We start from the raw sequence: 12,909 nt of genomic DNA, 5'->3' as shown, positions 1-12,909 counted from the left end.
CCCTCCCACCCCGGGTGGTCCTACAGGACCACTCTCGCAGGGCGGGACGGCCCGTGTCCGCGGCTTCGGGGAAGTGGTGCGGTTGACGTGCCCGGCTACGGTGGGGATGTGCCGCGCAGCCATGGAGACGACGCCCCCGCCGCCTACCTCGCCGAGGGGACCTGGCCCGACGGCCGGCTCCGGGACGACGCGCCCGTCAGCGCCGTCTACGCGCAGGCGTTCACCCGCCGGCTGCGCGACGCCATCGGAGAGATGGGGCTGAATCCGTTCGCCGTCGAACGCGTCACCGGGGTCGGCCGCCGTACCGTCGAGCGCACGCTGAAAGGACTGGTACTGCCCGACTTCGGCGCGATCGCACGACTGGAGACCGGACTCGGAGCCGACCTCTGGCCACGCCGCGAGCACAGCGGGAAACACACCGGGAAATGACCGCAACTTCCTTCAGCCGCCCCACACTCCACAAGGGAGCACACGATCGGGTGACGGATCACGGCGCACGGGAATTCAGCGCCGGGCAGGCTGTTAAGCTCCCCGACAGCGCGACGCGATCCGAAATTGGTTCTGGTGAGATGTCGTGTACTGCGGCACCTCCGGGCGGCAATCCCGGAGGTGCCTGCTCATAGGGCCTACCCGCTCATCACGTTCTCCTCCTGGGATGCCGGCGGGGCGGCGGGTGCGGGGCGGTAGGACGCGGGAAGGCCGGCGGATTCCTTCTTCCGCTGAAGATCGCCCCCTCGGGTCATCTCGCTGAGGACACCGCGGAGCTGACGGTGGTGGGACACACCGATCGCCTCACTCAGCTCCTGGGCGGGCCACCACCGGGACGGGTCCTGGGCCAGGAGGTCCAGGATCTGCACCCGCCGCGGCACCTGACCCCATCTGCCGTGCCCTCTGCCCTGTCCGGCAGCGGGGGAAGCGCTGTCGAGGCGCTGTCCGGCGCGGGAGGCCAAGTGCTCCGCCTCACCGCCGGCGGACCCGCCCGGTGATCGTCCCCCGCCTCCGCCCGCCCCCCGGGCTGCCGCGGGGCGCGGGCCGGGCACGGTCACCCTGCCCCACAGCTCGTCACTGGTGACGATGCCCTCCAGCGTGGCGATGATGTGGTCGAATGCACGCACGGTGTCCTGCGCGTCATTCCTTCTCTCCCGCATGAGAGCGAGGAGTTCACCCGGAGAATGGTGCTGGAGCGCATCGGTCAGTGAAGTCAGGGGAGCCACAAAGGCAGACAATAGAGGCCAGTGCCCGCACTCATCCAATGCGCAGAGGAATGACCACCCGCCCGGAGCAATCCCGGAATTCCTTGCCCGTGCCACGCCAAAGTACACCTGTCGGGCACTCCGGGGGCTGCTCTGCCCGTGCCGCATTCTGCCGTGCAGGGCACCAACAGAGGCACAGGACCCGGGGCACGGGCGTTCATCCCCCGGGCGGCACGGACACCATGCGGGTTCCCGCAGCGCGCAGGCGTTGGGCACCCCCACCGCTCCGCCGGACAACGGCCCCTCGAATCCGCCGCGCATCACACGGGCGGCCCCCCCCCGGCGCCGGTGCCGGCTCCTGCGGCGGACAGGCCGGCCGAAGACCGTCCGCCGAACCGGCCGGCGGTGTCCTGGCGGCGGCCAGGGTCCGCAGGGCACCCGGTGGCGCCGGCGCCCCGCCCCGCGGCCGGGTGGGGTGCCTGTCAGGGGCTGGTGTCGTAGACCAGGGTCTGATTGAGGTCGAAGGGCTGTCCCTGGTCGGGGTCGATGTAGGTGCCGTCGGCGCGGCGGGGGCAGATGCGGTGGGAGCCGGCCCACAGGGCCGCGGAGCTCTGCGCGGGAAGGGGCATGCCCTGGGTGAGGGTCTCGGTCACCATCACGCTCACCTGGGTGGTGGTGGCGTAGCCGAGCTGGGTGGAGAGGTTGAAGTGGATGGTGCTGAGTTCCGGTTTGAGCCCGATGCCGCGTTCGTAGCCGACTTCGAGACCGTAGGTCTGGGTGAAGGTGCTGGACTGGCTGTCGGAGATGCCGACGGACACCTGGCGGGTGTTGCCGGGATTGTCGGTGTTGCTGGTGTTGGTGCCGAAGTCGACCAGGTGGTAGCGGTTCTGGCGTTCGACGGTGTAGAAGGCGGAGCCGTCGGTTTTCTGGGTCAGGCTGAGTTCGGTGTCGGTGATGCCGGTGAAGGGGACGACGACGGAGTAGTCGACGGTGGCGGTGGTGTACTCGGCGGGCTGGGTCTGGCTGGTGAGCTGGGGCACGGCCGGGGTGTTTCCGGTGGAGGTGCCCTGGACGGGCAGGCTCAGGACGTAGGGGGTGGGGCTGGTGGGCGGGGTGGAGGGGTGGCTGGTGCGGGGGTCGGTGAGGAAGGTGTTGACGGCGAGGAGCATGCGCCGGCCCTCGTCGGAGAAGGTCGCCCCCTCGGGCAGGGCCGCGGAGACCTGCCAGCCGGTGAACGCGTAGTCGCCCTTGCTGTGGTCGTCGTTCCAGATCCAGGCCCCGTAGGAGCCGGCGTGGGCGTAGTCCTCGCGGACGCACATGAAATGGCTGAAGGGCCAGGTGGCGGGGTCGGGCACCCGGTGGGTCCCGTCGACGCCGTCGGTGAACGCGTCGCCGAGGGCGACGTATCCGGCGGGTGGCACGGGACGGTAGCAGGTCCCGGCCATATGGGCGTGGGCCCCTGAGTCGTCGTACATCCACGTCCAGCTGGCGGGGGCCTTCAGGATGGGCCCCTTGCCGTCCGGCGGGGCAGCCCCCGACGGTTTGACGAACGGCATGGCCTGCGTCCCGTCGTCCAGCGAGAGGGTCTGCAGGGTCAGGCCGCCCAGCCAGTACCAGTCCTCGTTCCGGTCCTTCATCCACTGCGGGTACTCCGGGTGATAGGCCGACCCCGCGACATGCGCGCCCGCCCCGTCGTTGTCGTAGTCCCGGGTGAAATCCGTCGTGAAGGCGACCGTCAGCTCGCCGTAGGTGTGCAGCCGGACCATCTCGTCCGGATCACCGGCACCGGCACCCGTTCGGCTCTCCGTCATCACTGCCCTCCCGCCCGGCGGAACGGCCCGCGTCCAGTACACGGGCGCACCATCCCCGGACAGCCGACCATTCTCGACCGCACCCCCGGCGGCTCACCAGACGCCCGGACGCCATCCCCCATGACACCCGATGTCCGACACGCCACGTATGCCATGCACACGTTCGACTCCCCCGAACCCCACACCACCCGGCATCCCCCGGCCCCCGGACACACCGCAGCCCACGGAACACCAGCACCACCCCACCCGACCCGACCAGCACAAAAGATGGCCCCGGACACACTCCAGGGACGCCCGGGACGGAACCGCCATCGCACAACCACGCCCCGCCCGCAGCAGGTCCGCTGCCCGCCACCGCACCAACAGCCTGCCCCACAGACACCGACACACCGTCCGACACCCTTCCTGACCACCCCACCCCGGGAACGAACCAACGGGACAAACACGTGTGCATGCACCTGCGCTTAGCCTGTGCAACCCCCCACCAGACAAGGTCATCAGCACAGGCCAGCCAGTTATGTCAAAAACCCACCAGCAGGGACCCCACTTCATGTGGGGTTTTTTGCTTTCCAGGGCTGTGGCGTGACCAACCACGTGACCAACAGCCTGGAGATTTCCCAGGTCAGACCAGGGATGACAGGCCGAGTCGGCCCGCACCGGAGGCGGCCAGCCAGCGCGCTCCGTCCTTACGGGAATGGCCGTAAGCATCGCCCGCCCGATCAGGTCCAGCCCGTAGACGACATCGTCGGCCCGGCGCAGCCCGTGGACTCTTTGATGCAGGTCACGTACGACTCCCTCTCCGATGCGACGCCCGTTCCGGGCACTGAGAGGGGCCAGCGGGTCACCTTCGGGCAGGTAGCCGGCCAGCGACAGCATCGCCGCTTCCGGGGGCACTGGAGGGCCTGTGAGCACTTCTACGGAAACCCCCAGGACGGCAGCGAGGAACGGAAGCCAGTCGCGGGGGGTGCGCCTGCCCGCCTCCCATCGGGTGATCTCCTGGGTGCTGACCGGCTCGCCCTGTACGCCCGCCGCGCGGCACAGCTCCCACGCCAAGCGCGCCTGAGTCCATCCACGCTGTTTCCGCCGATGCCTGATGTTGGCCCCGATCACCGTGGTCATCTGCCCAGTGTGGCCTCCACATTGGCCCATGTGAGGGCCCATGCCGGGCCAATGGATGCCGGCCCTTTGCAGACCGACCCTGAACGGTATGAAGCCCAGCACTGAGGCCCGACGATTCCTGTCCCGTCTCTCCGGAGCACACGGAGTGGCCGGGGTAATCCTGGTGCAGAAAGCCGACCCCGGCCCGGAAGGAGCAGACCACATTCCGGGGGATGCCCTGCGGTGGCCGAAGTGCCGGTGCGGATCGAAGCGGTGCCCGGGCTACCCGCCCCCGGTGGAGCAGACCGCGAGCGGCTTGCAGAGCAGCCTTGCGGAGGCCAACCGGAGAAGCCGCAGGGGCAAGCCGTGATCCGGACGCCGGTCGCCGAGCAGTGACACGGAACCGCACGGCGTTCCGCCCGGAGGTTATGGGCGGTCGTCAAGCGGTTCCTGTGATCACTGCTATGCCGACCCGTCCCCCAAGGGGACACACGGCACGATGACCGTGGCGGACTGGAAGAACACGATCGATCAGCTCTCGGCCATGGGCGGACGGGACGTTCAGTTCATCGGCGGGGAGCCGACGCTGTACCCGCACATCTGTGAGCTGATCGAGCACGCGCACGGAGCGGGACTGGGGATCGAGGTGTTCTCGAATCTGACCCACATCCGCGACGAGCTGTGGGAGACCTTCACGGCGTGCGACGTCAAGCTCGCAACCTCGTACTACTCCGACAGTGCGGAGGACCACGACACGGTGACCCGGCTCCGGGGCTCGCACAAGCGCACCCGGGCCAACATCCAAAAGGCACTCGGGCTGAACATCCCGCTGCGGGGCGGCGTGATCGCCGTCAACCAGGGGCAGCGTGTCCACGAAGCGGCGCGGGACCTGGCGACGCTCGGAGTCGAAGAGGTGGGCGGCGACCGTACCCGGGAGTTCGGACGGGCCAGTCAGGGAGCCACGCCGACCATCGGTGATCTGTGCGGGCACTGCGCCCACGAGAAGTGCGCCGTCGGCCCGACGGGGGACGTGTGGCCGTGCGTGCTCGGACGGTTCCTCACCATCGGCAACGTGCGGGAAACCCCGCTCGCCGACATCTGGGGCGGCGCGCGGATGGCCAGGGTGACCGCCGACATCACGGCCGTCCACGGAGACGGCGCGCAGTCGTGCACGCCCCCGCAGTTCCTCCCCATGTGCGGACCGTGCCAGCCCTGCGTTCCCTCGGTCGGGCACTGCGACCCAAAGGAGGCGGGCACGGGGGCTGAAACCGCTACGATCGGTGCACCCGCTTGACCCTCCGAGAACCCTGGGGTGCGCAGATGGACGACCACGGAGACGACTTCGGCCGGTGGGACGTGGAAGCCTCCCTTGGTGCCGTCCAGCGCAGCGACGAGGAGTGGGCCGTCATCGCCGGGTACATCCGGCACGCCGCCAACAAGATCGGCCCCACCCTTCCGCTGTGCCTCCCCGGGGAGCCCCAGGAGTGCGGGCGCACCGCGCAGCAACACGTGCTGGCGTGGTCGGCCCATCTCAAGGCCGTGGCCCACCACCTGATCGAGCAGTCGGCCCCGAGCCAGGCCCGTGCCGCTCACGTGGCCGGACCTCTGTATCAGCGGCAACTGACCGAGCTGCGTTCCCTCAACGCACCCCAGCACGTCTAGCCAGTCCACGACGCCCCGTCCGTGCGCCGCGCGCGTGGTCGTGCGGGCGGGGTGGGGTGGCCGGGTGCTTGGTCACGTGACCAACGCGCCAGCGAAAACCCCAGTTCACCTGGGGTTTTTTGCTTTTCCGGGGGCCGGTGCGGAAGAGGGCCGGGGCTGATCCGGTCATAGCCGGGTCCGATGAGTCATCCGATGGCAGGGGGGCGAACGGATGATCCTCTTCCATGCGGACGCGTTCCCGACCGGCTCCGGAAATGAGCGGAGGGTACGGGCCATGGCTCATCCGCTGCCGTTCGCCTTTCCCGTGCCCCCCGGGCGGCGGAACCGGTGGCGGAGGACGCCCGGGGGAGCGCTGGCGGTTCCCTTCCCCGGCGACAGTAAGAGATCGGATGAATCGCGAGGTGTCGGCCTCCTGGGTCGTGCGGGCCGCGGGGCCGTCCTCCCGCGGGGTGAGTGAATTCCCCGCAGGCGCGCGCCATCGGCTCCGGTGCGCTCCCCCTGGGTGGGCCATCGGTCGCTCCGTGCGGGAACACTCTCAGCAGCGCACGCCGATCAGGCCCCGCCCCAGCGTCGGGGAGGGCCGCCCCGGGCCGGGCCCCGGGGTCGCCCGGGGCTCTTCGGTGGTCCGGGGCGCGTTGGCGGACCGGGGCGCGGAGGAACACGCCAGAAGGGAAGCGGACATGACACCGTGGATTCTGAGGGAGTGCGATCACGCATGGGTGGGCTGGGGCGGCAAGCAGCGGTGCCGCAAGTGCGGTGTCACCCAGCAGTGATCCGGACATGACCCGCCGGCCGGTGGGGGGCACCCGCCCGGTGCCCCCGCCGGGGCCGCCCGCCGGGCCGGGTCCTCACCCCACATGGACCCTCGGACGCCGCTCCGGGTCGGGCTCCGCGCGGCGCAGCACCTCACGGGTGACCGGCGCGGTCTCGCCCTCGCCGAAGATCAGGAAACGCAGCAGATGACTCAGCGGGTGCCCCTCCGTCCAGGTGAAGTAGGCGTGGGGGACCGCCCCTGTACGGTCCCGGATGCTCATCAGGACGGCGGCGATCGTGTTCGGCACCGTCGCCCCCTCCACCCGCAGTCGCCGGACGCCGTACCGCTCGTCGCCCCGGACGGTCAGATCGGCCGTGAAGTCCGAGGAGTCACGGACGAACACCTCCAGGAAGAGCACGGGCCCACCGGCGGGGATATGGGTCTCCTGCCGCTGGCTGTACTCCTTCATCCGGTACTCGGCGGTCGAGTGCTCCGACGGCTCGTTCGCCACGATCCGCAACGGCCCCGCCGCCACCGCCTCGTCGACGAACCGGGCCGCCGCGTCGTCGAAGACCACGTCCGCCGCGCGCAGTTCGAAGGCGCGGTGCACCCGGGAGGCGAAGGAGGTCACCAGGATCGAGACGATGAACAGGCTGGCGATCTTGATGCCGTCCGGGCGTTCGATGACGTTGGCGACCAGGGTGTACGCGAAGACGACCGTGATCGCCGCGAAGCCCGCGACAGCCGGGGGGCGGCCCTTGCGGTGCATGGCGACCGTGGAGGCGAACGCGGCCGACAGCATCAGGACCAGCACGCCGGTGGCGTAGGCGCCGCTCTGCTTGTCCACGTTCGCATCGAAATAGAAGGTGATCCCGGTCGCGATCGCCGTGAACAGCAGCACCAGGGGCCGTACCGCCCGGGTCCACTCCGGCGCCATGCCGTAGCGCGGCAGGAACCGGGGGACGAGGTTGAGCAGTCCGGCCAGCGCCGACGCCCCGGCGAACCAGAGGATGCAGATGGTGGAGACGTCATAGACCGTTCCGAACTGCTCCCCCAGAAAGCGGTGCGCCAGATAGGCGAGGGCCCGCCCGTTCGCGGGGCCTCCGGCCTTGAAGTCCTCCTGGGGGATGAGCAGGGTGGTCGCCAGGCTCGACAGCAGCAGAAAGCAGCTCATGATCAGCGCGGCGGTGGTCAGGAGTCTGCGGGTGTCCCGGATGCGTCCCTCCGGGCGTTCGGGGGTGTCCGTCGGATCGCCCTTGATCTGCGGCATCACCGCGACCCCGGTCTCGAAGCCGGACATCCCGAGCGCCAGCTTGGGGAAGACCAGCAGGGCCACGCCGATCATCGCCCAGGGCGATGAGTGCTGGGCCGTCATCGCGTCCCACCAGTCGGGCACCACGACCGGGTGGCGCAGTACCTGCCAGGCCGCCGCCGCGAGCACCACCACATTGAGCGAAAGATAGACGGCGACCAGGGCCACGGCCACGCCGATCGCCTCCCGGAACCCCTTCAGGAAGACCGCGCCGAGCAGTCCGATGAGACCGAGGGTGATCCAGAGGTTGGTCCCGCTGAGCCAGACAGGGGCATAGGGGTTCTCCACCACATGGGCCGAGGCGTCCGCCGCCGACAGAGTGATGGTGATGATGAAATCGGTCGCGGCGAAGCCCAGCAGCACCAGGACGAGGATCTTCCCCGACCACCACGGGAGCAGCCGCTCCAGCATGGCGATGGAGCCCTCGCCGTGCGGTGACTCCCGGGCGACCCGGCGGTAGACCGGGAGGGCGCCGAGCAGGGTGAGGGCCAGCAGGCCCAGGGTGGCCAGCGGGGAGAGCAGCCCGGCGGCGAGCGCCGCGATACCGGGCTGGTAGCCGAGGGTGGAGAAGTAGTCGACACCGGTCAGGCACATCACCCGCCACCAGCGGTGGCCCCGGTGCTCGGCAGGAGGGGTGCCGTGCGGGCCGGGGTGGCGGGCCGAGGTCTCGCTCAGACCGTCCAGCAGCCAGGCCCGGCAGCGCCCCCGCACCCCCGCGGAGCCCTCCTGCCCCGGGCCCCGGGGACCTGCCCGGCCCGGCCCCGAGACGACCGGACCCGCCCCTTCCGGCCCCGGACCCGCCCCTTCCGGGTCTGGCCTCTCCGGGCCCGGGCGGCGCCCCTGCCCCGTTCCTCCCGTGCCCATGCCTCCTCCGCTCGAAGATTTCTCCGCATTTCTACCGCTGTGCTGGATTCTGTCCCATGGTCACCCGTGTGTCCGTCTCCGGCAGCCCGTCATGGTTCCGTCAAGAGCGTCGTCAGGGCCGTATGGGACGTGTCAACGAAACCGACGCAGTGGCTGAAAAAGGGTTTCCTCGAACCGTCCTGCTCCCAGCAGGTCCGCGTCCGTCCCGGCGGACGCGCAACCGGCGGGTCGCATCCGACGGTCCGAATCCCAATCCCAATCAGGAGCTCACGATGGCCGACGTGGCCTTCGTCGTCACCACGGTCGCGGTGTTCGCGCTGGTGGCACTTGTCGCCAAGGGGGTGGCGAAGCTGTGACTGCCGAGAATGTCGTCGGTCTGCTCGTCGCCGTCGCCCTGCTGGGCTATCTCGTCCTCGCCCTTCTGTACCCGGAGAGGTTCTAGCCCAGATGAGTCCCGTACTTGCCGGCGCGCTCCAGCTGCTGGCGCTGATGGCGGCGCTCGCCCTCGTCTACCGTCCGCTGGGCGACTACATGGCCCGTGTCTACTCCTCCGACAAGCACCTCCGGGTGGAGAAGTGGATCTACAAGGGCATCGGTGCCAACCCGAACACCGAGATGCGCTGGCCCGCCTATCTCCGCGGCGTCCTCGCCCTCTCCGCCATCGGCGTGCTCTTCCTCTATCTGCTCCAGCGGGTGCAGGGCTCGCTGCCCGGCTCGCTCGGATTCCAGTCGATAGACCCCGACCAGGCGTTCAACACCGCCGCGTCCTTCGTCGCGAACACCAACTGGCAGTCGTACTACGGCGAGCAGGCCATGGGCCATGTGGTGCAGACCGGTGGCCTCGCGGTGCAGAACTTCGTCTCCGCGGCCGTCGGGATCGCCGTCGCCGTGGCCCTGGTCCGCGGCTTCGCCCGCTCCCGCACCGGTGAGCTGGGCAACTTCTGGGCCGACCTGGTCCGCGGCGTCGTCCGTATCCTGCTGCCCATCTCCGTGATCGCCGCGCTGCTGCTGGTCGCCTGCGGAGCCATCCAGAACTTCTCCGGCATCCACGAGGTCGGCCAGTTCCAGGGCGGCGTCCAGCAGTGGAACGGCGGCGCCGTCGCCTCCCAGGAGGCCATCAAGGAGCTGGGCACCAACGGCGGCGGCTACTTCAACGCCAACTCCGCCCACCCCTTCGAGAACCCGAACGGCCTCTCCAACCTGCTGGAGATCTTCCTCATCCTGGTCATCCCCTTCGCGCTGACCCGCACCTTCGGCCGCATGGTGGGCAATGTCCGCCAGGGCTACGCGATCCTCGGCACGATGGCCCTGATCTGGGTCGGCTTCTCCGCGCTGATGATGTGGACCGAGTTCGCCCACCCGGGCGCGGCCTTCCAGGAGGCCGGCGGCGCGATGGAGGGCAAGGAGACCCGCTTCGGCATCGGCGGCTCCGCGATCTTCGCCGTGGCCACCACGCTCACCTCCACCGGAGCGGTCAACAGCTTCCACTCCTCGTACACCGGCTTCGGCGGCGGCATCACCATGCTCGGCATGCAGCTCGGCGAGATCGCGCCCGGCGGCGTGGGCTCCGGCCTCTACGGCATGCTGATCATGGCGATCATCGCGGTCTTCATCGCCGGTCTGATGGTCGGCCGCACCCCCGAGTACCTGGGCAAGAAGATCGGTACGCGGGAGATCAAGCTCGCCGCCTGCTACATCCTCGTCACCCCGGCACTGGTGCTCGGCTTCACCGCCGTCGCGCTCGCCCTGCCGACCCCGGCGAACTCGATGACCAACGCGGGCGCCCACGGCTTCTCCGAGATCCTGTACGCCTACACCTCGGGCGCCAACAACAACGGCTCCGCCTTCGCGGGCCTCAACGCCGACACCCAGTGGTTCAACACCACCATCGGTCTGGCGATGCTGCTGGGCCGCTTCCTGCCGATCGTCCTCGTCCTGGCCCTCGCGGGCTCCCTGGCCGAGCAGAAGCCCGTACCGGCCACCACCGGCACCCTGCGGACCGAGAAGCCCCTGTTCACCGGATTGCTCGTCGGGACGATCCTCATCATCACCGGTCTGACCTACTTCCCGGCGCTGGCGCTGGGTCCGCTCGCCGAAGGGCTCGCGTCATGAGCACGATAACCCCCACCCGGGCGCCGCACTCCGAGGCGGCGGCCGGGCCCGAGCCCCAGGCAGGGCGGGTCGGCGGAGGTCTCTTCGACCCCGCCCAGATGCTGAAGTCGTTCCCCGACGCCCTGCGCAAGCTGGACCCCCGGGTGATGGTCAAGTCCCCGGTGATGTTCGTCGTCCTCATCGGCTCGGTGGTCACCACCGTGCTGGCGATCGCCGACCCCACCGACGGATTCGGCTGGGCGATCACCGTCTGGCTCTGGCTCACCACGATCTTCGCCAACCTCGCCGAGGCCGTCGCCGAGGGCCGGGGCAAGGCGCAGGCCGACACCCTGCGCAAGGCCAAGACCGACACCGTGGCCCGCAGGCTCACCGCCACCACCGAGGAGCGGGTGCCCGGCACCGACCTCACCATCGGCGACCTGGTCGTCTGTGAGGCCGGGGACATCATCCCCGGTGACGGCGACGTCGTCGAAGGCGTGGCCTCCGTCGACGAGTCCGCCATCACCGGCGAGTCCGCCCCCGTCATCCGCGAGTCCGGCGGCGACCGCAGCGCCGTCACCGGCGGGACGAAGGTGCTGTCCGACCGGATCGTCGTCAAGATCACCACCAAGCCCGGTGAGACCTTCATCGACCGGATGATCAACCTGGTCGAGGGCGCCGCCCGGCAGAAGACACCCAACGAGATCGCACTCAACATCCTGCTGGCCTCGCTGACGGTCGTCTTCCTGCTGGCGGTGGTCACCCTCAAGCCGTTCGCCGTCTATGCGGGCGCCGACGACGAGACCTCGCTGATCGTCCTCACCGCCCTGCTGGTCTGTCTGATCCCCACCACCATCGGCGCGCTGCTCTCCGCGATCGGCATCGCGGGCATGGACCGGCTGGTCCAGCGCAATGTGCTGGCCATGTCCGGCCGCGCCGTCGAGGCCGCGGGCGATGTCTCCACCCTGCTGCTCGACAAGACCGGCACCATCACCCACGGCAACCGCCAGGCCGCCGAATTCGTCCCCGTCCCCGGGGTCGACCTCGCGGAACTCGCCGAGGCCGCCCAGCTCTCCTCGCTCGCGGACGAGACCCCCGAGGGCCGTTCCATCGTCGTCCTCGCCCAGGAGAAGTACGCCCTGCGCGAGCGCCGCCGCGGCGAGCTGAGCGACGCCGCATGGGTCGCCTTCACCGCGCAGACCCGGATGTCCGGCGTCGACGCCGACGGCCGCAAGGTCCGCAAGGGCGCCACCGGCTCCGTCGTCGCCTGGGTCGGGGAACAGGGCGGCGAGGTCCCGGCCGATGTCGACGCCCTCACCGACACCATTTCCGAAGCGGGCGGCACGCCCCTGCTCGTCGCCGTCGAGGACAGCGAAGGCGCCCGGGTCCTCGGCGTCATCCACCTCAAGGACGTGGTCAAGGAGGGGATGCGGGAGCGGTTCGAGGAGCTGCGCCGGATGGGTATCCGGACGGTGATGATCACGGGGGACAATCCGCTGACGGCGCGGGCGATCGCGCGGGAGGCGGGGGTGGACGACTTCCTGGCGGAGGCGACCCCCGAGGACAAGATGGCGCTGATCAAGCGGGAGCAGGCGGGCGGCAAGCTGGTCGCGATGACCGGCGACGGCACCAACGACGCCCCCGCCCTCGCCCAGGCCGACGTCGGCGTCGCCATGAACACCGGCACCTCCGCCGCCAAGGAGGCCGGGAACATGGTCGACCTCGACTCCGACCCCACCAAACTCATCGAGATCGTCGAGATCGGCAAACAACTCCTCATCACCCGCGGCGCCCTCACCACGTTCTCCATCGCCAACGACGTGGCCAAGTACTTCGCCATCATCCCGGCGCTGTTCGCTGCCGCCTACCCCGGCCTCGACAAGCTCAACATCATGCAGCTGTCCTCGCCGGACTCCGCGATCCTCTCCGCCGTGATCTTCAACGCGCTGATCATCGTGGCGCTGGTCCCGCTCGCCCTCAAGGGCGTCCGCTACCGGCCCACCAGCGCCGACAAGATGCTCCGGCGCAACCTCGGGGTCTACGGCCTCGGCGGACTGATCGCCCCGTTCATCGGCATCAAACTCATCGACCTGCTCATCTCCCTCATCCCTGGCATCGGGTGAC

General features: G+C 69.8%; 11 protein-coding genes and 1 pseudogene. 8 read left to right on the top strand and 4 right to left on the bottom strand.

The features are described 5' to 3' along the window. Positions 1–108: 108 nt before the first annotated feature. Positions 109–429, top strand: a complete 321-nt coding sequence (locus tag CRV15_RS02910) for a transcriptional regulator (protein ID WP_230864182.1) — start codon at positions 109–111, stop codon at positions 427–429. A gap of 197 nt (positions 430–626) precedes the next feature. On the opposite strand, the gene CRV15_RS02905 is transcribed toward CRV15_RS02910, so the two are convergent. The 3 genes from CRV15_RS02905 to CRV15_RS02895 all read right to left on the bottom strand — a co-directional run bounded on the left by CRV15_RS02905 (position 627) and on the right by CRV15_RS02895 (position 4,123). Then, complete coding sequence (locus tag CRV15_RS02905; RefSeq protein ID WP_009997952.1) at positions 627–1,115, bottom strand: hypothetical protein; 489 nt, start codon at positions 1,113–1,115, stop codon at positions 627–629. 560 nt (positions 1,116–1,675) lie between these two features. Next, a complete protein-coding gene (locus CRV15_RS02900; RefSeq protein ID WP_003962415.1) occupies positions 1,676–3,004 on the bottom strand; it encodes a hypothetical protein in 1,329 nt (442 codons plus the stop codon). Positions 3,005–3,097: 93 nt separating this feature from the next. Then, positions 3,098–4,123, bottom strand: a complete 1,026-nt coding sequence (locus CRV15_RS02895; RefSeq protein ID WP_230864183.1) for a helix-turn-helix transcriptional regulator — start codon at positions 4,121–4,123, stop codon at positions 3,098–3,100. Between the two features lie 439 nt (positions 4,124–4,562). Here CRV15_RS02895 and CRV15_RS37355 point away from each other — a divergent pair. The 3 genes and pseudogenes from CRV15_RS37355 to CRV15_RS02885 all read left to right on the top strand — a co-directional run. Beyond that, positions 4,563–4,919 (top strand): annotated as a pseudogene (locus CRV15_RS37355) (radical SAM protein); the annotation flags it as partial. A 24-nt stretch (positions 4,920–4,943) separates the two neighbouring features. Further along, positions 4,944–5,396, top strand: a complete 453-nt coding sequence (locus CRV15_RS37350) for a radical SAM/SPASM domain-containing protein (RefSeq protein WP_257785509.1) — start codon at positions 4,944–4,946, stop codon at positions 5,394–5,396. 26 nt (positions 5,397–5,422) lie between these two features. After that, entirely contained in the window at positions 5,423–5,764 is a 342-nt protein-coding gene (locus tag CRV15_RS02885) for a hypothetical protein (RefSeq protein ID WP_003958838.1), read from the top strand. Positions 5,765–6,612: 848 nt separating this feature from the next. On the opposite strand, the gene CRV15_RS02880 is transcribed toward CRV15_RS02885, so the two are convergent. After that, complete coding sequence (locus tag CRV15_RS02880) at positions 6,613–8,541, bottom strand: APC family permease (RefSeq protein ID WP_003958841.1); 1,929 nt, start codon at positions 8,539–8,541, stop codon at positions 6,613–6,615. Between the two features lie 209 nt (positions 8,542–8,750). Here CRV15_RS02880 and CRV15_RS02875 point away from each other — a divergent pair, with 209 nt between their 5' ends. From CRV15_RS02875 to kdpB, 4 genes are read left to right on the top strand one after another with little or no spacing between them, the layout of a single operon-like run. Beyond that, positions 8,751–9,050, top strand: coding sequence for a hypothetical protein (locus CRV15_RS02875; RefSeq protein WP_003958843.1), 300 nt, complete (start codon positions 8,751–8,753; stop codon positions 9,048–9,050). Continuing rightward, complete coding sequence (gene kdpF / locus CRV15_RS02870; protein ID WP_044956010.1) at positions 9,047–9,136, top strand: K(+)-transporting ATPase subunit F; 90 nt, start codon at positions 9,047–9,049, stop codon at positions 9,134–9,136. Before CRV15_RS02875 ends, kdpF begins: the two co-directional genes overlap by 4 nt. A 5-nt stretch (positions 9,137–9,141) precedes the next feature. After that, positions 9,142–10,806 carry a potassium-transporting ATPase subunit KdpA gene (kdpA, locus tag CRV15_RS02865; protein ID WP_003958844.1) on the top strand — a complete coding sequence of 555 codons (1,665 nt, stop codon included), beginning with the start codon at positions 9,142–9,144 and terminating at the stop codon, positions 10,804–10,806. Then, positions 10,803–12,908, top strand: a complete 2,106-nt coding sequence (kdpB, locus tag CRV15_RS02860; protein WP_003962417.1) for a potassium-transporting ATPase subunit KdpB — start codon at positions 10,803–10,805, stop codon at positions 12,906–12,908. Before kdpA ends, kdpB begins: the two co-directional genes overlap by 4 nt. Position 12,909: the final 1 nt, after the last annotated feature.

This window comes from Streptomyces clavuligerus, from assembly GCF_005519465.1.
Classification (GTDB): domain Bacteria; phylum Actinomycetota; class Actinomycetes; order Streptomycetales; family Streptomycetaceae; genus Streptomyces; species Streptomyces clavuligerus.
Note: the sequence above shows the minus strand (reverse complement) of the source record. Positions and strands in the feature narration are given on the sequence as shown.